A 21,810-nucleotide genomic window follows, 5' to 3' on the forward strand; every position below is an offset into this window, starting at 1 on the left:
CCCCCGCCCCGGATGCGGTCCTACAGTGGCGCACATCACAACGCCAGGGACCCGTCCGATCCGGGGAGGGCACATGAGCCGCATCTCGGTCACAGTCGACGGCACGACCTACGAGGACGACGTGGAGCCGCGCCTGCTCCTCGTGCACTACCTGCGCGACCGCCTGGGCCTGACCGGCACACCCGTCGGCTGTGACACCGGCAACTGCGGTGCCTGCACGGTCGACGTGGCCGGGGCGAGCGTCAAATCCTGCTCGATGCTGGCCGTTCAGGCGGACGGGGCGGAGGTGACGACGATCCAGGGGCTGGCCGCCGACGGCCGGTGGCACCCGCTGCAGCGGGCCTTCCACGAGGAACACGGGCTGCAGTGCGGCTACTGCACGCCGGGGATGATCCTCGCCGCCCGCGACCTGCTGCGGGCGAACCCGCACCCGACCGCCGAGGAGGTCAGGCACGGCCTGGAGGGCAACCTCTGCCGCTGCACCGGCTACCAGAACATCGTGCGCGCCGTCCTCGCCGCGGCCGACGCCGGTGCCGGCTCCGGCGACGCCGGCGGGGAGGCCGCGATATGACCACCGCAGAGGACGCCGCGCCCGCCGTGGGCCGCTCCCACCCGCGCAAGGAGGACGCCCGGCTGGTCACCGGCCGCACGAGCTGGACCGACAACCTCACCCTGCCCGGCATGCTCCACATGGCGGTGCTGCGCAGCCCGATGGCGCACGCCCGCATCGACCGCCTCGACCTGACCGCGGTACGCGAACGCCCCGGCGTCGTCGCCGCGTTCGGGGCCGCGGATCTCGACGGCGAGCTGGGCTCCCTGCCCTGCGCCTGGCCGGTCACCGAGGACATCGTCCACCCCGACCACCCGCCGCTCGCCGCGGACGAGGTACGCCACGCCGGCGACCCCGTCGCCGTCGTCGTCGCCCGCGACCGCTACGCCGCCGCCGACGCGCTGGAGGCCGCCGAGGTCGACTACACCCCGCTGCCTCCCGTGCTCGACATGGAGGCCGCGCTCGCCGACGGCGCCCCGCTCGTCCACGCCGACAAGGGCACCAACCGCTGCTTCGACTGGCCCCTGGCGAGCGGCGACTACACCGCGGCCAGAGACCGCGCCGACGTCGTCGTCAGCCGCCGCTACGTCCAGCAGCGCCTCATCCCCAACGCCATGGAGCCCCGCGCCGTCGTCGCCGCCCCCGCGGCCACCGGCGCCGACGAGTACACCCTGTACTCCGCCACCCAGATCCCGCACGTCCTGCGCGTCATGCTCGCCGTGGTCACCGGCATCCCCGAGCAGAAGATCCGCGTCATCGCCCCCGACGTCGGCGGCGGCTTCGGCTCCAAGCTCCAGGTGTACGCCGAGGAGGCGCTCGCACTCGTCGTCGCCAAGCGGCTCGGCCGCCCGGTGAAGTGGACCGAGTCCCGGTCCGAGGGCTATCTCGCCACCCACCACGGCCGCGACCAGATCCAGGACGTCGAGGTCGCCGCGACCCGCGACGGCAGGCTGCTCGGCATGAAGGTCGACCTGCTCGCCGACATGGGCGCGTACCTCATGCTCATCACGCCCGGAATCCCCCTCCTCGGGGCCTTCATGTACCCGGGGATCTACAAGATGGACGCCTACGCCTTCCACTGCACCGGTGTCTTCACCACCAAGACCCCCACCGACGCCTACCGCGGCGCCGGCCGCCCCGAGGCCACGTACGCCGTCGAACGGGTCATGGACGAACTCGCCGCGGAACTCGGCCTCGACCCCGTCGAGCTGCGCCGGCGCAACTGGATCGGGCACGGCGAGTTCCCTCACACCTCGGTCGCCGGCCTGACCTACGACAGCGGCAACTACGAGGCCGCGACCGGCAAGGCCCTGGACCACTTCGGATACGACGCCCTGCGCGCCGAACAGCGCGAGCGGCACGCGCGCGGCGACACCGTACGGCTCGGCATCGGCGTCTCGACGTACACCGAGATGTGCGGCCTGGCACCGAGCCGGGTGCTGCGCGACCTGCGGTACGCGGCCGGCGGCTGGGAGGCGGCGAGCATCCGGATGCTGCCCACCGGCAAGGTCGAGGTGATCACCGGCACCAGCCCGCACGGCCAGGGGCACGCCACCACCTGGAGCCAGATCGCCGCCGACGTGCTCGGCGTGCCCGTCGAGGACGTCGACGTGCTCCACGGAGACACGCGCATCGCACCGCAGGGCATGGACACCTACGGCTCGCGTTCGCTGGTCGTCGGCGGCGTCGCCGTGCACGAGGCGGCGGTGAAGGTGGTGGACAAGGCGCGCCGGGTCGCCGCCCATCTGATGGAGGCGAGCGAGGAGGACCTGGAGTTCACGGCGGGCACGTTCGCCGTGCGCGGTTCGCCGGAGGCGGCGAAGACGATCCAGGAGGTCGCGTTCGCGACCTTCACCGGCCACGACCTGCCCGGCGGCATGGAGCCGACGATCAACGCGGGACACGTCGTGGATCCGGACAACTTCTCGTATCCGCACGGCACCCACCTGTGCGCGGTCGAGGTGGACACGGAGACCGGCGCGGTCCGCATCCGCTCCTACGTCGCCGTGGACGACGTCGGCAAGGTCGTCAACCCGCTGATCGTGGAGGGCCAGGTGCACGGCGGGCTGGCGCAGGGCATCGCCCAGGCGCTCTACGAGGAGGCCGTCTACGACGACGACGGCAACCTCGTCTCCGGCACCCTCGCCGACTACCACGTGCCCGCCGCCCCCGACCTGCCCGACTTCGTCACCGACCGCACCGAGACGCCCGCCACGTCCAACCCGCTGGGTGTCAAGGGCGTCGGCGAGGCCGGCACGATCGCCTCCACTCCGGCGGTCGTGGGCGCGGTCGTCGACGCGCTGCGCCCGCTGGGCGTCACCGACGTGCGGATGCCCTGCACGCCGGAGCGCGTGTGGCGGGCGATCCGGGAGGCGCAAGCGGAGAACGCGGAGAACGCGGAGAAGGGAGCCCCCGCATGATCCCCGCGGCATTCGACTACGTCCGCCCCGAGTCGGTCGGTGAGGCCGTCGGCGTGCTCGCCCGCGCCGAGGCGGACGGGCGTGAGGCCAAGGTGCTCGCCGGCGGGCAGAGCCTGCTGCCGCTGCTGCGCATGCGGCTCGCCTTCCCCGACCTGGTCGTGGACGCCGGGCGCATCCCCGGGCTGCGCGGCGTACGCGACGACGGCGACGCCCTGGTGATCGGAGCCATGACGACGCACCACGACGTCATCGCCGATCCGCTGGTACGCCGCCACGCCGGGCTGCTCGCCGCGGCCACGGCCACCGTCGCCGACCCGGCCGTCCGGCACCGCGGCACCCTCGGCGGCTCGCTGGCCCACGCCGATCCCGCCGCCGACCTGCCGGCGGTGGCGCTCGCGCTGGACGCCGAGCTGACCGTCGCCGGGCAGGAGGGCCGAAGGACCGTCCCGGCCCGGGAGTTCTTCGCCGACTACCTGACCACGGCGCTGGCGCCCGGTGAGCTGCTGGCGGCGATCCGGGTACCCAAGTACGACGGCTGGGGTTTCCGCTACGAGAAGTTCAGCCGGGCGGCGCAGGCGTGGGCGATCGTCGGCGTGGCCGCCGCGGTGCGGCGCACCGGCGGGCGGGTCGCCGAGGCACGGATCGGTCTGACCAGCATGGGCCCGACGCCGGTGCGGGCGGCGGCCGTCGAGACGGCCCTCACCGGGGCGGAGGCCACGCCGGAGTCGGTCGCGCGGGCGGCGTCCGCCGCGGCGGAGGGCACCCGTCCGGCGTCGGACCTGTCGGGATCGGCCGCGTACCGCGCCCACCTGGCCCGGGTGCTCACCCGCAGGGCGGTGCTGGCCGCGGCCGGGCCGGCGTGACCGGCGCGCGCAGCGGGGCGACCGGAGCCGAGGGAGGCGAGCACGGTGGCGCGTGAGGAGCCGGCGGGGGAGCCGGAGGGACGCGGGCCGTACGGCGGCGCCCGCGACGCGCGGGTGCCGGAGGCCGTGCGGCCCGCGTCGGGGGCCGGACGGCCCGCATCCCCCGGGGACCTGCGGGCCCGGCTGGAGTCGACGGGCTACCTCGCCGACGACGGCCTGGCCATCGCCTGCCACCTCGCCCTCACCCTGCACCGCCCGCTGTTCTGCGAAGGCGAGGCCGGCGCGGGCAAGACCGCGCTGGCCGACGCCCTCGCAGGCGTCCTCGGCGCGCCGCTCATCCGGCTCCAGTGCTACGAGGGCATCGACGCCTCCCAGGCGCTCTACGACTGGGACTTCCCGCGCCAGTTGCTGCACCTGCGGGCGGCGGAGGCGGCGGGCGTCACGGACGCCGGCCGCCTTCAGGACGAGCTGTACGGCGAGCGGTTCCTCGTCGCCCGCCCGCTGCTGCGTGCGCTGCGGACGAGCCCGAGCGTGCTGCTGATCGACGAGATCGACCGCGCGGACGACGAGTTCGAGGCCCTCCTGCTGGAGCTGCTGGCGGAGTACGCGGTGACGATCCCGGAGCTGGGTACGCTGCGGGCCGAAACCCCGCCGGTGGTCGTGCTCACCTCCAACCGCACCCGCGAGGTCCACGACGCGCTCAAACGGCGCTGCCTCTATCACTGGTTCGCGCATCCCGGCTACGCCCGCGAGCTGGCGATCGTCCGCAGCCGCCGGCCGTGGGTGGCGCGCCGCCTGGCGGCGCAGGTGACCGCTGCGGTACGGCAGTTGCGCGGGATGGACCTGGTCAAGCCGCCGGGGGTGGCCGAGACGATCGACTGGGCGGAGGCGCTGGCGGCGCTCGGCGCGACGGAGCTGGACGCGGACCTGGCGATGGCGACCCTGGGCTCGGTGCTGAAGTACCGCGAGGACACCGAGCGGGCGGCAGCCCTGGACCTGCCGGGACTGCTGGCCGCGGCGCGGGGGAGCTGAGCGCGGTGGCGGGGGAGCGGCCGCGGAACGAGGAAGGCCGGGACAGGGGCCGGGACGGGCCGCACGCGCGCGTGCCGGCCCCGGCCCGCGACGGCGCGGGTACGGGCCCTTCCGCCGGACCCCCCGCCGGCGACGCCGGGATCTGGGGCGACGGCGTCGCCGTGCTCGTCGGGTTCGCCCGGGTGCTGCGGGCCTCCGGGCTGCCGGCCGACGGCGAACGGGTGCAGACGTTCCTCAACGCGGTGGACGCCCTCGGCACCGGGCGGCGCGAGGTGTACTGGGCCGGCCGGCTCACGCTCTGCGGTCGCGCGGAGGACCTGGCGCCCTACGACCGCGCGTTCGCCGCGTACTTCGGCGACCGCGCGGCGCCGCCGCCCCGGCCCCGTACCGCACCGCCGCCCCGCGTGCGCCTCTCCGCCCCCGCCGCCGCGGAGACGTCCGGCGAGGACGGTGACCGCACCGGCCCCGCGGCCCCCGCCGCCGCCCGGGCCGGCTCTGCCGAGGTGCTGCGGCACTGCGACATCGCCGGGCTCACCGCGGCCGAGCGTGCCGAACTGCACCGGTTGCGCACGGCGTTCGCGCTCCGCGGCGAGCACCGCCGCACCGCCCGCCGGCGCCCGGCCCGCCGCGGCGCCGTCGACCCGCGGCGCACCGTACGGGAGTTGCTGCGCGCCGGCGGCGAAGCGGCCGTTCTGCGCCACCGCGCCCCCGCGCACAAGCCGCGCCGGGTCGTCCTGCTGCTCGATGTCAGCGGCTCGATGTCCCCGTACGCCGACGCCCTGCTGCGCTTCGCGCACGCCGCCCGGCACGGCCGCGCCTCCGGTGCCGCGCCCGCCACCGAGGTCTTCACTCTCGGCACCCGGCTGACCCGCGTCACCCGGCAGTTGTCCCACCGCGACCCGGACGCCGCCATGGCCGCGGTCGGCTCCGCCGTGCCGGACTGGAGCGGCGGAACCCGGCTCGGCGAGACCCTGCGGGCGTTCCTCGACCGGTGGGGCCGGCGCGGTCTGGCCCGCGGCGCGGTCGTCGTCGTGCTCTCCGACGGCTGGGAGCGCGGTGACGTCACCCTGCTCGGCACCCAGGCACGCCGGCTGCACCGGCTGGCGCACCGGGTGGTGTGGGCCAATCCGCGCAAGGCGCGCCCCGGCTACGCGCCGCTGGCGGGCGGCATGGCCGCGGTGCTGCCGCACGTCGACGCCTTCGTGGCCGGCCACAGCCTGGCCGCGCTCGAACGGCTGGCGGCGGTGGTGCGGGGAGCGGCCGGCGCATGACGACGAACCCGGCGACGAAGGGACCGCCATGGAGCTGCGGCACGAGTTCACCGTTCCCGTACCGGCCGACGAGGCGTGGCGGGTGCTGCTCGACATCGAGCGCATCGCGCCCTGCATGCCCGGGGCGGCGGTCGAGAGCGTCGACGGCGAGACGGTGCGCGGCACGGTGAAGGTGAAGGTCGGCCCGATCACGCTCACGTACCGGGGCACGGCCGCCTTCCGGGAGAAGGACGAGACGGGGCGTCGCATGGTGCTCCTTGCGAACGGCAAGGAGGCCCGCGGCACGGGCACGGCACGGGCCACGGTCACCGGGGAGTTGTCCGAGACGGGCGGCGGCACCCGGGTGTCGGTGGTGACGGACCTGGCGGTCACGGGCCGGCCCGCGCAGTTCGGCCGCGGAGTGCTGGCGGAGGTGGGCGACCGGCTGGTGGGGCGGTTCGCGGAGTGCCTGGCGGGAAAGCTCGCGGACGGCGGCGTGCAGGCCGCCACGCGCCCGGAGGCCGATCCGGAGCCGGACGGACAGGACTCGGGTGCCGGTGCCGGGGCCGCGGCCCCCGCCGTACGGACCGCCGCCCCGGCGACGGAGCCGCTGGACCTGGTCCGTACCGCGGGGGTGCCGGTCGCCAAGCGGGCCGCCGCCGGCGCCGCGGTCGCGGCGGCGCTCGCCGCCGCCGTCCTGGCGGTACGCCGCGCCCGCCGCCGCTGAACCCGCGTACCCCGGCCGTCCCGGCCGAGCCCCGCTCGGCGGATGCCTGCTGCGCGTGGTACTCCTGTTCCTGGGGGAGCGCGCCGTCGCCACGGCGGTGCGCTGTGACCGGCCGACAGGCCGGCGCACCGCTGCGGCGGCCCGCGCCGGCGAGAGGGGACAGGGCGACGATGGCGGGGAACCCGGCCAGCGCGGGCCGCCTGCTGCGCCTCATCCGCAGCGGTGAGGCGCCCACCCGCACCGAACTGCAGCGCGCCACCGGGCTGTCCCGGTCCACCGTCGGGCTCCGCCTCGACCAGCTCTTCCGGGCCGGCTGGATCCGGGAGGTGGCCGGCACCTCGACCGGCGGACGGCCTTCCGCGCGGCTGGAGTTCGACGACCGGCACGCGGTCGTCCTCGCCGCCGACCTGGAGACCCGGCACGGCCGCGCCGCGGTGCTCGACCTCGCGGGCAACCTGCTCGCCGAGCGGACCGGCCCGCTGGTCATCGGCGACGGCCCCGAGCCCGTGCTGGAGGAGGTGTGCCGCTGGTTCGGCCCGCTGCTGGAGGAGGCCGGCGAGACGGCGGCGCGGGTGTGCGGCATCGGTCTGTCCGTGCCCGGACCGGTGGACGTCGCCGCCGGCCGGGTCGTGGAGCCGCCGATCATGCCGGGCTGGGACGGCTATCCCATCCCCGTACATCTGCGGCGCACGTTCGCCGCCAGGCTGGGCGGCGCCACGGACGTCCCCGTGCTCGTCGACAACGACGCCAACCTCATGGCGTACGGGGAACAGCGCACCGGCTTCGCCGACTGCGCCGCCTTCCTGCTCGTCAAGGCGTCCACCGGCATAGGCGCGGGAGTCGTCGTGGACGGCGGCATCTACCGCGGCATCGACGGCGGCGCGGGCGACATCGGGCACATACGCCTGCACGACAGCCGGGAGGCGCTGTGCAGTTGCGGCTCGTACGGCTGCCTCGCCGCCGTCGCCAGCGGGCATGCGCTCGCCGCCCGGCTCGACGGCCTGGGCGTGCCCGCGACGTCCGGCTCCGACGTACGCGACCTGCTGGCCGCCGGGCACCCGCAGGCGGTGCGGCTGGCCCGGGAGGCGGGGCAGCGGGTGGGCGAGGTGCTGGTCACGGTCGTCACGCTGCTCAACCCCGGCGTGCTGATGATCGCCGGCGAACTGTCCTCGGTGCCGTTCCTCACCGGCGTGCGCGAGTTGCTCTACCGGCGGGCGATGCCCCGCACCACGGCGCACCTCGACGTCGTCACCGCCCGGCTGGGGGACCGCTCCGCCCTCGTCGGCGCCGCCGCCATGGTCGTCGACGACCTCTACGCCCCGGACCGCGCCGACGCCCGCCTCGCCGCCGCGGACGCCCCCGCCGCCGCCGAAGCAGCGGCCGGCGGCCCGGCGGCCCGCCACCCCGGCTGATCGTTCCGCGCCCCGCGGTCGTACGCCGCCCGCCGCACACCGCAGGAGGGGGCGGCGCGCTGCGGCCCGACGCGGAGTCCGCGTGGCCGACGGGTTCGAGAGGCTGGTAAGGCCCCGGGCCGGCTCTGGGCCCTTCGGCCCCTGCCGGTCGTATGCCTTTCGTACGCTCCAGGCATGACACCACTGAGAGCGAAGGACATCACGGGGGTCTGGGGAACGCTCCTGCTTCCCCTGGTCGCCGGCGACGCGATCGACCGCGGACGGCTGGCCGGGCAACTGGACGTGCTGCTGGAGGCGGGGCTGCACGGGATCTACGCGCACGGCACCGCGGGTGAGTTCCACACCCTGACCGAGGACGAGTTCGACGGCATCAACGAACTGCTCGCCGAGCGATGTACCGCGGCGGGCGTGCCGTTCCAGATCGGCGCCTCCCACCCGGTGGCGCAGACCGCCCTGGACCGGGTGCGGCGCGCCCGCGAACTGGCCCCCGGCGCGCTGCAGGTGATCCTGCCGGACTGGCTGCCGCTCGCCGACGACGAGGCCGTCGCCTTCCTCACCCGGATCGCCGAGGCCGCCGACCCGGTGCCGCTGGTGCTCTACAACCCGCCGCACGCCAAGACCCCGGTGTCGCCCGCGCTGCTCGGCCGGCTGCTGGCCGAGGTGCCCGCGCTCGTCGGGCTGAAGACCGCGGGCGGCGACGACGCCTGGTACGACGCCGTGCGGCCGCTCACCGCCCGTTGCTCCGTTTTCGTCCCCGGCCATCTGCTCGCCACCGGCGTCGCCCGCGGCGCGCACGGGAGTTACTCCAACATCGCCGCGCTCGCCCCGGCCGGCTCGGTCCGCTGGTACGAGACGATGCTCTCCGACCCGGCCGCGGCCGTGGATCTCCAGCGCCGGCTCGCCGAGCTGTTCCGCCGGCACATCGCGCCGCTCCAGATCCGCGGCCTGTCGAATCCGGCGCTCGACAAGTTCCTGGCCGCCGTCGGCGGCTGGGCCGACACCGGGGTACGCACCCGCTGGCCGGCCGCCCCCGTACCCGAGGAAGCCGTGCTCCCCGCCCGCCGGGACGCACACGAACTGGTCCCGGAGCTTTTTTCTCTCGGATGACAAAGTATGGACAGGCCCGGACGAAGTCTTTAGGCTCAGCGCCGCACCCGCCCGGAATCCGAAGGTTCTTCCCGCCCTCTTTCGCGTCTGGAGGAACGAATGTCCGCACGGCTGTACCACCGTGTCCGCAGACGGATGACCACGGTGCTCGCGGCGGCCTTCCTCGTCGGCGGCTTCTGGGCCGCACCCGCCGGCGCCGACCCCGCACCCGATCCCGAGCGGGCGCCCGGCCCGCAGAACCAGCCCTTCGCCGAACTCCCCCCGCAGGAGCCCGGCGTGACGCTGCGCACGTACGACGTGCAGGTCCCGCTCGACGAGATCTGTGTGCTCAAGCCCGCGCAGACCCCGAACGTCGACAAGCTCATGCCGCAGATCGACTTCTCGACCGCCGGGGACTTCGGCTTCGAGGACAACTTCGTCTCGCACACCATCGCCAACATCAACGTGCCCCAGGACGGCACGTACACCTTCCGCCTCACCAGCGACGACGGCTCGCGGCTGCTCGTCGACAACCAGGTCGTCATCGACCACGACGGGCTGCACGGCACCGATCCTCCCAAGGACGGGACCGTCGAGCTGACCGCCGGTTACCACGCGCTCTTCATCGAGCACTTCGAGCGCGGCGGCGGCCAGCAGGTCACCCTTGCCTGGCAGCCCCCGGGCGCCGACGGCTTCACCACCGTGCCGAACTCGGTGCTCAGCACCGACGCCGGCGTCGTCCGCGTCACCGCGCCCGGCCGCAAAGAGTGCGAGGGCTACACCGACTCGCCCGGCGACGGGCTGCCGCTCAACGACGTCCACCCCGACTTCACGCTGACCGACCTGCGGCCCGAGGGCTTCGAGCCGCAGGTCACGGCGATGGACTGGCTGCCCGACGACCGGCTCGCGGTGACCACCTGGGGCGGCACCGACAACGTCACCGGCGAGGTCTACCTCCTCGACAACGTCACCGGTGACACCTCGCCGGAGCAGGTGACGGTGAAGAAGGTCGCCGAGGGCCTGAAGGAGCCGCAGGGCATCAAGTTCGTCGACGGCTCCCTCTACGTCTCGCAGAAGCACGAGCTGACGCGGCTGAAGGACGACGACGGCGACGACGTCATCGACGCCTACGAAACCGTCGCCACCTGGCCGTTCAGCGACAACTTCCACGAGTTCGCCTTCGGCCTGCTCTACCGGGACGGGTTCTTCTACCTGAACCTCTCGGTCGCCATCGACTACGGCGGCGCCACCACCGATCCGCAGCCCTCCGAGAATCGCGGCACCACCATCAAGGTCAGCCGCAAGACCGGTGAGATCAGCTACGTCGCGGGCGGCCTGCGGACCCCCAACGGCATCGGCTGGGGGCCGAAGAAGGACCTGTTCGTCCTGGACAACCAGGGCGGCTGGCTGCCGTCCTCGAAGCTCCTGCACATCAAGCAGGACCGCTTCTTCAACCACTACACCAACCCCTCGGGGCCGTTCGACGACCGGCCCGTCACCGAGCCCGTGCTCTGGCTGCCGCAGAACGAGATAGCCAACTCGCCCAGCACGCCGCTGTACCTGGACAAGGGCACGTTCGCGGGCCAGCTCCTCTTCGGCGACGTCACCTACGGCGGCATCCAGCGGGCCGACCTGCAGAAGGTCGAGGGTGACTACCAGGGAGCGGTCTTCCGCATGACCCAGGGCCTGGAGGCCGGCGTCAACCGCATCAGCATGGGCCCCGACGGCGCGATCTACGCCGGCGGACTGGGCGCGGGCGGCAACTGGGGCCAGCCCGGCAAGCTGACCCACGGCCTGCAGAAGCTGACGCCCGGCGAAAGCGCGGCCTTCGACATCGTCTCGATGGACGCCACGGAGACCGGCTTCGAGATGCGCTACACCAAGCCCCTGTCGCAGGAGACCGCCGACGCCCTCGCCGAGAGCTACTCGGTCACCCAGTGGCGCTACGTCCCCACCGCCGACTACGGCGGTCCCAAGGTGGACGAAGAGGTGCTGCCGGTGACCTCCGCGGAGCTGTCGCAGGACCGCAAGAAGGTCACCCTGGAGATCCCCGGCCTCAAGTCCGGCCACGTGGTGCACGTGCGCTCCCCGCGCCCGTTCACCGCCGAGGGCGGCCAGGAGCTGTGGAGCACCGAGGCGTGGTACACGCTGAACAACATCCCCGGTGACGAGGAGCGCGTGCCCACCGCGTACGAGGCCGAGGAGGCCCGCCTCGACGGCGGCGCGAATCTCGCCACCGACCACGACGCCTACTCCGGCCGCGGCTTCGTCGCCGGCTACGGCGGCAAGGGCGCGTCCACCACGTTCGACGTCACGGCCCGGAAGGGAGGAACCTACGACGTCGGACTGCGCTACTCCAACGGCCCCGACCCCTTCACGGGCACCAAGACGGTCAGCATGTACGTCAACGGCAAGAAGGTGAAGCAGACGGAGCTGGCGTCCACCGGCACCTGGGAGGAATGGACCACCCGGACCGAGCAGGTCATGCTGCGGGCGGGCAGCAACACCATCCGCTACGTCAACGAGGAGGATGACACCGGGCACGTCAACCTCGACCTGATCACCGTCCACCCCCGCGGCGAGCCCGTCACGCTCTTCGACGGCGCGGACCGCTCCGCCTTCCAGCACGTGGACGGCAGGACGCCGGAGTGGCCGCTGCTCGACGGCGAGGCCATGGAGGTCTGCTGCGGCGACATCCGCACGAAGCACGCCTACGAGGACTTCGAGCTGCACGTCGAGTTCTGGCTGCCCGAGCTGCCGCCGGACGTCACGGGGCAGGACCGCGCCAACAGCGGCGTGTACCTGCAGGAGCGGTACGAGGTCCAGATCCTCGACTCGTACGGCAAGGACCCGCTGGCGAACGATGACGCCGCCGCCATCTACAAGAAGAAGGCGGCCGACGTGAACGCGGCGAAGCCGCCGGGGACCTGGCAGACGTACGACATCACCTTCCGTGCCGCCCGCTTCGACGCGGACGGCCGGAAGACCGAGGATGCGCGTATCTCGGTGGTGTGGAACGGCGTGAAGGTCCAGGACGACGTCGCCGTCGACGGCCCCACCGGGGCCGGGAAGCCGGAGACGCCGGTCGCCGGCGCCATCCGGCTCCAGGACCACGGCAACGCGGTCCGCTACCGCAACATCACCGTCCAGCCCCTGTGATCCGGCGGTGAGCCCCACCGGTCCCGGAGCCCTCCCGGCTCCGGGGCCGGTGCACGTCCTGCCCCCGGCCCGGCGCGGGCCCGGCCGCGACCCGCGGCAGCGGTCCGTGCCCGGTCTCCGGGTCGCGAGCCGCCGCGGCTTCACGCACCACGACGGCGTCACCGGCGCGTCCGCCGCCGCCTGCGGTCTTTCCCCCGCGACTACCGGCAGGTGCCACTCATCCCGCCGGCGCCACTGTGCCGCCCGGCTCGCCCCGCAGGCCGTGGTCACCCCGTGCTGAGCGCCTTGCCGGCGTTGCGCCGGTAGCGTTCCGGACCCCGCTTCAGTTCCCTGAACCTCTCGGGCTGCCGGGTGGTCAGACCCTGCCGGAAGGCGGGCGCGGCCTCTCGCGCCACGGCCACGGACAGCGACCATAGTCGTACCCGCCGCCGTGCCCCGCAGACCTTCGGCCGATCCGCCGCGCCGCCCCGCGTCCGTAGCGTCGCCGGGGAACGGCAGGAAGGACGACCGACGATGGATTCCGGAGCATCCCCGATGGCCCGTGACGACCGCCACGGCGGCGGACCCGGGGGCGAGTCCCCCGCCAAGCCCTCCGCCACCGTGGGCCCCGGCCTTCTGTACCGCCTGCTGCTGCTCGCCGGGCTGCCGGCGCTCGGCCTGCTGCTCGGCTGGCTCGTGCCGCGCGTCGCGGACGAGGTCGCCGGGCTCAAGTGGGCGCCGATGCGGGGCCCGTTCGAGCTGGTGGCCTCCTTCGACGACGGCTGGACCGCGGTCGCGGGGCCCGTGGCCGGGCTGGTGCTGGGGCTGGGCGGCGGGATCCTCGTGTATGTGCTGGCGATGCGCGTGACCTTCGAGGGCGACACCGTACGGATCGACAAGGACGGGGAGTCCTGCATCCTGGCCCGCGCCGAGGTCGCCGCCGCCTTCCTGGACAAGGACCGGCTGGTGATCCTCGACGCCGCCTCCCGCCAACTGCTGCGCAGGCCCACCGACCTGGAGCCCGCCGACCTCGGCAGGGGCTTCACCGCGCACGGTTACCGGTGGCTGCACGAGGACCCGTACGCCGGCTGCTACCACCGCTGGGTGCGGGACTCCGCGGAGCTGTCCGCGGCGGCCAACGCGGTGCTGAAGGCCCGGGAGCACGCGCTCGGGAAGAAGAACGCCGCGGACGCGGAGGAGCTGCGCGAGGAGGCACAGCGCCTGGGCTACGTGGTCCGCGAGGAGGGCACGCGCCAGTACTGGCGCCCGCTGCGCCCGGGGGCCGCGGCGGACTGAACCTGCCCCGTACGCCGCCGGCGCCGTACGGGGGACGGGAGGCAGCGGCCGTCCCCGCCGTACGAACCCTCAGCCCAGGCCGGGCAGGGCCGCGAGGCGGCGGTGGTCGGCGGGGGAGTCGCGGCGGTCGAGCCGGGTCTCCAGCAGCCGCCGGGCCGCCTCGCATCTGCCGCCCGACACGAGCGCGAACAGCAGCGTCTCCTCCACCACTTCGCGCTGCGCCGCACTGCCGCCGACCTTGCGCAGCACCGGCCGGATCGACTCCAGCCGCGCCACCGCCTCCGGCCAGCGCTCCTCCACCACCGCTTCGAGCGCGTCGCACAGCGGTGCCACGACCTCGCGCTGCACCGGGTCCGCGCCCGCCGCGTGCGTGCGCAGCCGGCGCAGCGCGGCCAGGTCGCCCGCGGCCGTCAGCGCCACCGCGCTGTGCATGGCGGTGAACGGCGTCGCGGGCCGCTCCACGACCTCGCGCTCGACCGCCGCCAGCACGCCTTCCACCGGCTGCTCGCCCGTCCAGCACCCCGACATCCGGGCCCGCCACAGCAGCGACCCCGAATCCACCAGGGCCCGCACCCCGTTGACCCGGCCCGGCGCCAACTGTGCGAACCAGCGCCGCCGTACCGCGTCCGGGTCGTCGAGCGCCAGCTCGTGCAGGGCGACGTGCCAGGAGAAGTGCGCCCGGTGCGTGGCGCCGCGGCCCTGGTCGCCGATCCAGCCGTCCAGCCAGTCGCGTCCGCGCTCGTGGGCCCCGGTCTCGTAATGGACGTGGGCGAGGGCGTGCACCGCGTGGCCCGCGGCCGGCTCCACCGCCAGCGCCCGGCGGGCCAGCTCCCCGGCCTCGTCGTAGCGGCCGTCGTCCTGGCGCATGAACGCCAGCAGCGAGGTGTGGAACCAGTGGCCCTCGTACGCGGACGTGGTGCGCTCCACGAGCCGGCGGGCCATCGCGCCGTCGAGGTCGGTGACCCCGGAGAACGCGATCGTCGGCACGGCGACGCTCAGTGCCAGCGCGTCACCCGGGTACGCGGCCAGATGCCGGGTCAGCGCTTCGTCCCCGCCGGAGCCGGCGATCCTGCGGGTGACGACCTCCACGAAGGCCCGCTCGCGCTCGTCCGCACGCTCGCGCGCGGCGCGCTGGGCCTCGGCCAGCGCCCGCGGAACGTCGACGTCGGCACCGCACTCGTGCCCGACGAGCGCGAGTGCGGCGTGCCCGAGCGCGAAGCCGGGATCCAGCTCCACGGCGCGGGCGAGCGCGGCCTCGGCGCCGGCGCGGACCTTCAGCAGCCGCTCCAGGCCCGTGCGGTACGCCGCGGCGGCAGCGGCGTGCGTGGAGACGGGCAGTCCGTTGATGTCGGTGGGCCGGCGACGGCCGCGCACCGGTTCGCGCAGCGGCTCCAGCACGGCGGCGGCGACCTCGGCGGCCTGGAGACGGATCTCCGGCACGGCGGTGGTCTCCCACAGCTCGCCGCGGCGGGCGGAGCCGAGGGTGAACAGTGGTGGGCCCGCGGCGGAACGGCCACCGGCGGGGCGCAGCCGGCCGGCGTCCGTGGCCACCCCGATGCCCAGCGGACCCGGTGTGGCCGTGCCGTCCGCGAGCAGCCCCCGCCACAGCGGGTCGGCGCACTCATCGACGCGCAGTCCCGGTCCGGTGCAGTCGACGACCCAGCCGACGTGCAGCGTCCGGCCGCCGCTCAGGGTCACGGCCAGGCCGCCGTCCGGGTGTTCGGCGACGTCCCGCACCCGGCCCCTGTGGAGCCGCAGCCGGCGGGCGGCCAGGGCCCGCTGCACGGACTCCGCGGTGGCCGGGGGCATGCGGTGGCGGTGGACGTTCCAGCGGGAGGCGTCGCGGGCCAGGAAGTCGGCCCGGTCCTCGTCGCAGAGGCGGGCCCACATCGCCTGCGTCAGCGGGCGCAGCCCGTCCACGGCGGGGCGCCAGTCGCCGTGCGCGCGGACGGCGGCGGCCACGTGGCGGCGTACGGCCGCGCGCAGCTCGGCCAGCGACCGGCCGGGCAGCCCGGGGTCCGCCTGGAGCGGCGGCAGGGCGGTCAGCGCATGCGGCCGGGGCAGTTGGCCGCCGCGGGAGACAGCGTGCACCCGGCGGCCGGAACGCTCCAGACTCAGCGCCGTGTCCACGGCGGTCAGGCCGGTTCCGACGAGCAGCACGTCGTCCCCGGCGTGCGCGTCGCCGGCGAGCGCGTCGAGGGCACCGGGCGCCCAGGGATCGGGGACGAAGCGGTCGCTCGTGCCCAGGGCCGGGGGAACCCAGGCGCGCGGGCCGGGGGCGGGGCCGGTGGCGATGACGACGCTGTCGGCCCGCTGGGTGCGGCCGTCGGCGAGGCGCAAGGTGGCGCGCCCGCCGGCGGTCCACGTACACCCGGTCGCCTTCGTCCGCAGCCGGCTCACCGCGACGGTGCCGTGGGCGCGGATGACGGCCTGGCCGAGGGAGTCGGCCAGATAGGCGCCGTAGCGGTGCCGGGAGACGAAGTCGCAGGCGGAGGCGGCCGGCTCACCGTGGCCGCGCAGCCAGCGCACGAAGTGCGTGGGGTCGTCCGGGTAGCAGCTCATCCCGCCGGCCGGGACGTTCAGCCGGTGCCGCGGATCGGGGGTGGCATAGGCGACGCCGCGCCCGGCCTCGGGCGCCGGGTCGATCAGCACCAGCTCCAGCGGCGTGCTGCGCCGGACCGCGGTCTCGCAGAGCTGCATCGCGGTCAGCGCCCCCGCGGCGCCCGCGCCCACGACGGCCACCACGTGAGGGACGGGACCCGCGGCGGGGAGAGACGAAGGCGCGGCCACGGTACCTCCAGCTGAGCCGGGAACGGACTCGTCCATGATCTCGCGTCCCGGGGACCGGTCCACCCCCCGGGCACCAGTTGACGTGACGAGGCTACTGCTTCCATAATTCCTAGCACACCGATGGGAATACTAGGAATCGGTCGGAGCCGGTGACGGGACCGCGGAGAACGCGCGTTCGTACCGGGCTTCACACAGACGGGCAGGGCCCTTCGCGAACCCGGAGGAGTGCGAAGGGCCCTGTTCCTGTGCGCCGCTCGTGCTCGTCCGTCCGGTGTCACCGGCGCGCGTACGCGACCCGGCGTACGCCTCCCCACCACGCCCCGGCCGGTGCCTCACCGCCGGCCGCGGGCCGCACGGCAGCGGCCCCGTACGGCTCACTGAGCCGTACGGGGCCGCTGCGCGTCCGGCGCCCCGGTCCTCCCGCGGGGGCCGGCGGTCAGGCGGTCGGCGCCAGGTGCTCGCGAAGCGTCCGCCCGCGGTACCCGGAGCGGAACACCCCGCGCTCCCGCAGCTTCGGCACCAGCCCGTGCACGACCGCGAGAAGGTCCGTGGCGGCGTGCGTCGGCAGCAGGTGGAACCCGTCGGCGACCCCCTCCGCGTGCCACTCCGCCAGCAGCCCGGCCAGTTCGGCCGGCGGCCCGGTGAAGTGCAGCGTCTCCGCCCGGGGCGGCAGCCCGCGCCCGCCGCCGCGGCCGAGGTCGACCCCGAGGCGCAGCAGCACCCGCAACGCCTGCGGGTCGCGGCCGGCGTCCGCCGCCTGGTGCTTGAGCGCCGCGCGGCAGACCTGGGCGGCGGCCGGGTGCTCGGCGTCCAGGAGCACCACGTCGGCGTGCCGGGCGGCCTGCACCCAGCGCCGGTCGGGCCCGTGCACGTCGAGCACCACCGCCACCGGCGGCCGGTGCGGCCTGCGCAGCCGGCCGCCGGACAGGTGCCGGCGGACCCCGGGGTGCCGTCCCCGCGCACCGGTGCCGTATGCACCGAGGGAGTGCACCTGGACGCCGGCCGGGCCGGCGCCGGGCAGCGCGGTCCGTACCAGCCAGCCCGCCCGGCCGTCGACCGCGATCCGCGCTCCCGCGGACGTCAGCGGCGCGAACCGGCCCGCGGGCAGCGCCGCGACGGCCGGGACCAGCCCGATACGGCTGGTGGTGCCGGCGGCCCGGGCGAGCACGGCGAGCACGTCGAGCCGTTCGGGGCCGCCCGCGTCGTCGAGCGTGACGAAGTCCAGCCCGCCCTGCTCGGCCAGGTGCACCAGCCGGGTCCAGCGCGCGTAGGGCGGCGGGGGGCACGCCCCGCCGGCACCGGTGGGGCGGTGGTCGGCGGTGGCGTCGTCGAGGGCTGCGGAGAGATGGAGCTGGGCGGCCATGGGGAGCACGCCTTTCGGTGTCGGAAGGTCAGGGGAGCGGGGCGTGCGTCAGGATTCGGCCGGCTCGTACTTGTAGCCCATGCGCCGGACCGTCACGATCCGGTGCCGGTGGGCCGCGCCGAGCTTGCGGCGCAGCCGCGCGATGTGGACGTCGACCGTGCGGCCGTCGCCGACGTGGCTGTAGCCCCAGACGGTGGTCACCAGCGACTCGCGCGAGTGCACCCGCCGCGGGTTGGCGACGAGATGGGCGAGCAGTTCGAACTCCAGGAACGTCAGGTCCATCGGCCGCCCGTCCACTTCGGCCACCCGGCGCTCCACGTCGATGCGTACGGGGCCGCCTCCGGGCGGTGCGTCCGGCGGTCCCGCGCTGTGCGGCACCCGGTGCAGCGGCGCGGCGTCGGCGCCCTCGGCCAGGAGGTCGGCGGGGTCGAGGCCCGGCGGCACGAGCACGACGTAGCCGACGAGCGGCTTGCCGTCGGCGGTGCTCTCGCCGTGCCGCGCGGGCTCGCGCACGAGGCGCAAGTGGCGTACGGCGCCCGCGGCTTCGCCCCCGGCTGCCGGGGCGGGGAGTGAGTGGGTCATCGGTCGGTCTCCTTCGGGTTGTCGGAGGGGCGGGCGGTCAGCCGGCGGCCTGCGCGGGGTACGGCAGCAGGCCGGCGTCCGTCTCCTCCCACGCGGTACGCAGCCGGGCCAGCAGCCCGGGCCGCAGGGATGCCTTGTCGGCCCGCTCGCGCGGGTCGTGGGCGAGGTCGAAGAGGCGGTCCACGCCGTCCTTGCCGCGGTAGTACTTCCAGTCGCCGCGGCGCAGCGCCCGCTCGCCGCGCACCCGCCAGAACAGGTCGCGCTCGGGCGGGTCCTCGCCACGCAGCAGGTAGCCGGCCAGGCTGCGGCCGTCCAGCGGGTGGGAGGCGGCCGGGCGGGCGCCGGCCAGCTCCAGCAGCGTGGCGGTCCAGTCGGTGGAGTACAGCGGTACGTGACTGACCTGGCCGCCGTCGAGGCGTGCGGGCCAGCGGGCGATCTGCGGGATGCGTATCCCGCCCTCCTGCAGCGACGCCTTCTCGCCGGACAGCGGCCACTGGTGGGACCAGCGCTCGCCGCCGTTGTCGCTGGCGAAGACGACGAGGGTGTCCCGCTCCTGCCCGCTCGTGCGCAGTGCGGCGAGCACCTGGCCGACGGAGCGGTCGAGGTCCTCGACCATCTCGCGGTACTTCTCCAGCGACCCGCCGTCGGAGTGCCACAGGGCACGGTGGTCGCCGGCCTCGATGCGGCGGACGATCTCGGCGCTCTCCGCCTCGTCGCCCTCGGCGATCCACGGCCAGTGCGGGGTGGTGAAGTTGAGGTTGAGCAGCCACGGCTGCCCGTCGCGGGTGCGCACGTGCCGTACGGCCCGCTCGGTGAGCACCCTGGTGTAGTAGCGCAGGTCGCGGTATTCGACCTCGCCCTCGTACAGGTCGTACTCTCCGCCGGAGCCGAGCTTGGAGTAGTACTCCAGGGCGCCGCCGAAGTTGCCGAAGAAGGTGTTCCAGCCGGAGCGCGTGGGGCTGTAGTCCGGCAGGAAGCCGCAGTGCCACTTGCCGATGAGCGCGGTGTCGTACCCGGCCTCGCGCAGCAGGGACGCCAGCGTCGGGTGGCCGGGCTCCAGGCCCGCGGTGGTGTCGGCGATGGGCTCGGCGAGCCCGCCTTCCGTACGCCCGGGATGCCGGCCGGTGTAGAGGGAGAAGCGGGTCGGCGAGCAGGTCGCCGAGCCCGAGTAGGCGTGGGTGAACCGCACGCCCTGGCGGGCGAGCCGGTCCAGGTGCGGGGTGCGGATGTGCGGGGAGCCGTAGCTGGAGAGGTCGGCCCAGCCGAGGTCGTCGGCGAGGATGAAGAGGACGTTGGGCCGCAGGGACGTGCGGTCGACGGCGGCGCGGAACGGGGTCTCGGAGGTCTGGGCGCTCTGCGCGGCGGCGGGCGGGGCTGCGGTGCCGAGGGCGGCCGCGGTGGCCGCGGAGCCCAGCAGCCCGCCGAAGGCGCGGCGGGACGGGGAGGAGGACATGAGTCTCCCGAGGACGGAGGGCAGGGGATCCGGCCCACCGGCGCGCGGACGGCAACGGCCACGGCGCGGGCGGGTCACGGGTGCGGAGGAAGCCGCCGGCGGCTAGCCGTGACGGCAGACGGCGCTGGCCACGTGACAGAAGTCGACGTGCCTGCGACGGAAGAGGAGCGCCCGCGTCGAGGACATGCCCTCCATCCTGCGCACCGCTCTGGCCTGCGTCAATGGTTTTCCTAGAAAATTGGTCGGAAAACTGTGGAAGGGATCAATGCCGCCCCCCCGTCCGGGGTACGGCCGGGCTGCGGCGCGCCCGCTAGCGGGGCGGGTCCGGCTCCAGGCGCAGCGCGGTGATGGTGGTGGCGAGCATCTCGTAGTGCCCGGCGAGCAGCAGCAGTTCGATGGCCGCCTTCTCGTCCAGATGGGTACGCAGCCGCCGCCAGAGCGCGTCGTCGACGTCCCGGTCATGGTGCAGTGCGTCGACGGCGGCGAGCAGCACGCGCTCCCGCTCCGTCCAGCCGTCCGCCCCGGGCCCGGCCTGGACCCGCGTGACGTCGGCGGGGGTCACCCCGGCGCGGCGGCCGAGCCTGCGGTGGTGCTCGAACTCGTACGCGCAGGCGCGCAGATGGGCCACCCGCAGGATCACCAGCTCGGTCTCCCGGCGCGGCAGCGTGCCCCGGGGCATCAGCCGGCCGGCGAAGCGCAGCCAGCCGCGGAACAGCCGGCGGTGCCGGCCGAGGACGAGGAACAGCGCGGGCGGCCGGGTACCGCCGACGCGGCCCGCCGCGCGGCTGAGCAGCCAGGTGGCCGGGCCCACGTCACGGCGTCCGCCGGGGGCGATGCGCGGCCCGCTCACCGCGCGTCCCCCTTCGCCCGTGGCCCCGCATCGCCGCCCGGAGCGGTCGGGGCGGTCGGGGCGAGCACCGCGCGGCGCAGCAGCCGGTGGGTGCCGAAGTTCATCGCCCGCATCGCCAGCGCGTACAGCGGCGGCGCCGCGCGCTGAAGCCCGTGCGCGGCCCGTACCCGCCCGGAGGTGTGCACCAGATAGCGGTTCCGCTCCACGCCCCTGAGGATCATTTCGGCGACCTCCTCCGGCGACTCCGCCTGCCTGCGAAAGCCCGCCTGGAGCCGCCTGAACGCCTTGCTCTCCTTGTCCACGCCGACGATCTCCACGGTCTCCGTGAGCGGCGTGTCCACCGCTCCCGGGCAGACCAGGCTCACGCCGATGCCGTGCCGGCGCAGGTCGAAGCGCAGCACCTCGGAGACGCCGCGCAGCCCGAACTTCCCCGCGCTGTACGCCGCGTGCCACGGCAGCCCGAGCAGGCCCGCCGCCGAGGAGACGTTGACCAGGTGCCCGCCGCGGCCGGCCGCGATCATCGGCGGCAGGAAGGTCTCGATGACGTGCACCGGTCCCATCAGGTTCACCTCGACCATGGCGCGCCAGTGCCGGTGCTCCAGATGCTCCACCGTGCCCCACGCCGAGATCCCGGCGATGTTCATCACGATGTCCATCGGCCCGCCCGCCGCGGCGTGCACGCCGTCGGCCACGGCCCGTACGGCGTCGAGGTCGGCGATGTCGGCGGCGCCGGCGTAGCGCACGGTCCCGCCCCGGGCCCGGATCCGCGCGACGGCGGTGCACAGGCCGTCCTCGTCCAGATCGGTGAGGTACAGCTCCGCGCCGCGATCCGCGGCAAGCGCGGCGGTGGCGCGGCCGATGCCGCCCGCGGCACCGGTGACGAAGATCCGTCGTCCTGTCAGGTCCCTGAACCCCGGTCGCTTCATCTACCGAACGGTAACGTCCCGCGTCCGCGACCGGAACGGGGCCTGCACCCCCCGGTGCCCGCGGGCCGCGCT

17 protein-coding genes are annotated in these 21,810 nt (G+C 75.0%); 10 read left to right on the forward strand and 7 right to left on the reverse strand.

Annotated elements, in window-relative coordinates:
• Nucleotides 1-73: 73 nt before the first annotated feature.
• The 9 genes from I003_RS0114970 to I003_RS0115010 all read left to right on the forward strand — a co-directional run bounded on the left by I003_RS0114970 (nt 74) and on the right by I003_RS0115010 (nt 12,499).
• Nucleotides 74-571 (forward strand): (2Fe-2S)-binding protein, encoded by a 498-nt coding sequence (locus I003_RS0114970; RefSeq protein WP_027772267.1) that lies wholly within the window; start codon nt 74-76, stop codon nt 569-571.
• Entirely contained in the window at nt 568-2,970 is a 2,403-nt protein-coding gene (locus tag I003_RS32275; protein WP_037720902.1) for a xanthine dehydrogenase family protein molybdopterin-binding subunit, read from the forward strand. Before I003_RS0114970 ends, I003_RS32275 begins: the two co-directional genes overlap by 4 nt.
• On the forward strand, nt 2,967-3,833 hold the full coding sequence (locus tag I003_RS0114980) for an FAD binding domain-containing protein (protein ID WP_027772268.1): 867 nt from the start codon (nt 2,967-2,969) through the stop codon (nt 3,831-3,833). The genes I003_RS32275 and I003_RS0114980 overlap by 4 nt, the downstream gene beginning before the upstream one ends.
• A gap of 45 nt (nt 3,834-3,878) precedes the next feature.
• Complete coding sequence (locus tag I003_RS0114985) at nt 3,879-4,865, forward strand: AAA family ATPase (protein WP_027772269.1); 987 nt, start codon at nt 3,879-3,881, stop codon at nt 4,863-4,865.
• Nucleotides 4,866-4,870: 5 nt separating this feature from the next.
• Entirely contained in the window at nt 4,871-6,136 is a 1,266-nt protein-coding gene (locus tag I003_RS0114990) for a VWA domain-containing protein (protein WP_078564034.1), read from the forward strand.
• Between the two features lie 28 nt (nt 6,137-6,164).
• On the forward strand, nt 6,165-6,842 hold the full coding sequence (locus I003_RS0114995; protein ID WP_027772271.1) for an SRPBCC family protein: 678 nt from the start codon (nt 6,165-6,167) through the stop codon (nt 6,840-6,842).
• A 170-nt stretch (nt 6,843-7,012) separates the two neighbouring features.
• Nucleotides 7,013-8,254, forward strand: a complete 1,242-nt coding sequence (locus I003_RS32280) for an ROK family transcriptional regulator (RefSeq protein WP_486584227.1) — start codon at nt 7,013-7,015, stop codon at nt 8,252-8,254.
• 174 nt (nt 8,255-8,428) lie between these two features.
• A complete protein-coding gene (locus I003_RS0115005; protein ID WP_027772272.1) occupies nt 8,429-9,361 on the forward strand; it encodes a dihydrodipicolinate synthase family protein in 933 nt (310 codons plus the stop codon).
• A 99-nt stretch (nt 9,362-9,460) separates the two neighbouring features.
• Nucleotides 9,461-12,499, forward strand: coding sequence for a 3-keto-alpha-glucoside-1,2-lyase-like domain-containing protein (locus I003_RS0115010; RefSeq protein WP_027772273.1), 3,039 nt, complete (start codon nt 9,461-9,463; stop codon nt 12,497-12,499).
• Between the two features lie 266 nt (nt 12,500-12,765).
• On the opposite strand, the gene I003_RS36890 is transcribed toward I003_RS0115010, so the two are convergent.
• Nucleotides 12,766-12,900 carry a hypothetical protein gene (locus I003_RS36890; protein ID WP_486584228.1) on the reverse strand — a complete coding sequence of 45 codons (135 nt, stop codon included), beginning with the start codon at nt 12,898-12,900 and terminating at the stop codon, nt 12,766-12,768.
• A 112-nt stretch (nt 12,901-13,012) separates the two neighbouring features.
• On the opposite strand from I003_RS36890, the gene I003_RS0115020 reads away from it, so the two are divergent.
• A complete protein-coding gene (locus I003_RS0115020) occupies nt 13,013-13,774 on the forward strand; it encodes a YqeB family protein (RefSeq protein WP_486584229.1) in 762 nt (253 codons plus the stop codon).
• 69 nt (nt 13,775-13,843) lie between these two features.
• Here I003_RS0115020 and I003_RS0115025 read toward each other — a convergent pair whose 3' ends face one another.
• The 6 genes from I003_RS0115025 to I003_RS32285 all read right to left on the reverse strand — a co-directional run bounded on the left by I003_RS0115025 (nt 13,844) and on the right by I003_RS32285 (nt 21,738).
• Nucleotides 13,844-16,516, reverse strand: coding sequence for an FAD/NAD(P)-binding protein (locus tag I003_RS0115025; protein ID WP_027772275.1), 2,673 nt, complete (start codon nt 16,514-16,516; stop codon nt 13,844-13,846).
• Nucleotides 16,517-17,000: 484 nt separating this feature from the next.
• Nucleotides 17,001-17,927 (reverse strand): LLM class flavin-dependent oxidoreductase, encoded by a 927-nt coding sequence (locus I003_RS0115030; protein WP_027772276.1) that lies wholly within the window; start codon nt 17,925-17,927, stop codon nt 17,001-17,003.
• Nucleotides 17,928-17,975: 48 nt separating this feature from the next.
• The gene (locus I003_RS0115035; RefSeq protein WP_027772277.1) at nt 17,976-18,509 is read right to left on the reverse strand and encodes a winged helix-turn-helix domain-containing protein; all 534 of its coding nucleotides are present in this window, start codon (nt 18,507-18,509) and stop codon (nt 17,976-17,978) included.
• Nucleotides 18,510-18,546: 37 nt separating this feature from the next.
• The gene (locus I003_RS0115040) at nt 18,547-19,962 is read right to left on the reverse strand and encodes a sulfatase-like hydrolase/transferase (RefSeq protein ID WP_027772278.1); all 1,416 of its coding nucleotides are present in this window, start codon (nt 19,960-19,962) and stop codon (nt 18,547-18,549) included.
• Nucleotides 19,963-20,272: 310 nt separating this feature from the next.
• Nucleotides 20,273-20,812 carry a carboxymuconolactone decarboxylase family protein gene (locus tag I003_RS0115045; RefSeq protein WP_027772279.1) on the reverse strand — a complete coding sequence of 180 codons (540 nt, stop codon included), beginning with the start codon at nt 20,810-20,812 and terminating at the stop codon, nt 20,273-20,275.
• Nucleotides 20,809-21,738, reverse strand: coding sequence for an SDR family oxidoreductase (locus I003_RS32285; protein WP_051368258.1), 930 nt, complete (start codon nt 21,736-21,738; stop codon nt 20,809-20,811). The genes I003_RS0115045 and I003_RS32285 overlap by 4 nt, the downstream gene beginning before the upstream one ends.
• Nucleotides 21,739-21,810: the final 72 nt, after the last annotated feature.

It is taken from the genome of Streptomyces sp. CNQ329 (assembly GCF_000482585.1).

Coding starts and splice junctions, on each gene's coding strand:
- I003_RS0114980 (WP_027772268.1), top strand. CDS start 2,967: ATGATCCCCGCGGCATTCGACTACGTCCGCCCCGAGTCGGTCGGTGAG.
- I003_RS0115020 (WP_486584229.1), top strand. CDS start 13,013: ATGGATTCCGGAGCATCCCCGATGGCCCGTGACGACCGCCACGGCGGC.
- I003_RS0115005 (WP_027772272.1), top strand. CDS start 8,429: ATGACACCACTGAGAGCGAAGGACATCACGGGGGTCTGGGGAACGCTC.
- I003_RS0115035 (WP_027772277.1), bottom strand. CDS start 18,509: ATGACCCACTCACTCCCCGCCCCGGCAGCCGGGGGCGAAGCCGCGGGC.
- I003_RS0114995 (WP_027772271.1), top strand. CDS start 6,165: ATGGAGCTGCGGCACGAGTTCACCGTTCCCGTACCGGCCGACGAGGCG.
- I003_RS0115030 (WP_027772276.1), bottom strand. CDS start 17,927: ATGGCCGCCCAGCTCCATCTCTCCGCAGCCCTCGACGACGCCACCGCC.
- I003_RS32275 (WP_037720902.1), top strand. CDS start 568: ATGACCACCGCAGAGGACGCCGCGCCCGCCGTGGGCCGCTCCCACCCG.
- I003_RS32280 (WP_486584227.1), top strand. CDS start 7,013: ATGGCGGGGAACCCGGCCAGCGCGGGCCGCCTGCTGCGCCTCATCCGC.
- I003_RS0115010 (WP_027772273.1), top strand. CDS start 9,461: ATGTCCGCACGGCTGTACCACCGTGTCCGCAGACGGATGACCACGGTG.
- I003_RS0115040 (WP_027772278.1), bottom strand. CDS start 19,962: ATGTCCTCCTCCCCGTCCCGCCGCGCCTTCGGCGGGCTGCTGGGCTCC.
- I003_RS32285 (WP_051368258.1), bottom strand. CDS start 21,738: ATGAAGCGACCGGGGTTCAGGGACCTGACAGGACGACGGATCTTCGTC.
- I003_RS0114970 (WP_027772267.1), top strand. CDS start 74: ATGAGCCGCATCTCGGTCACAGTCGACGGCACGACCTACGAGGACGAC.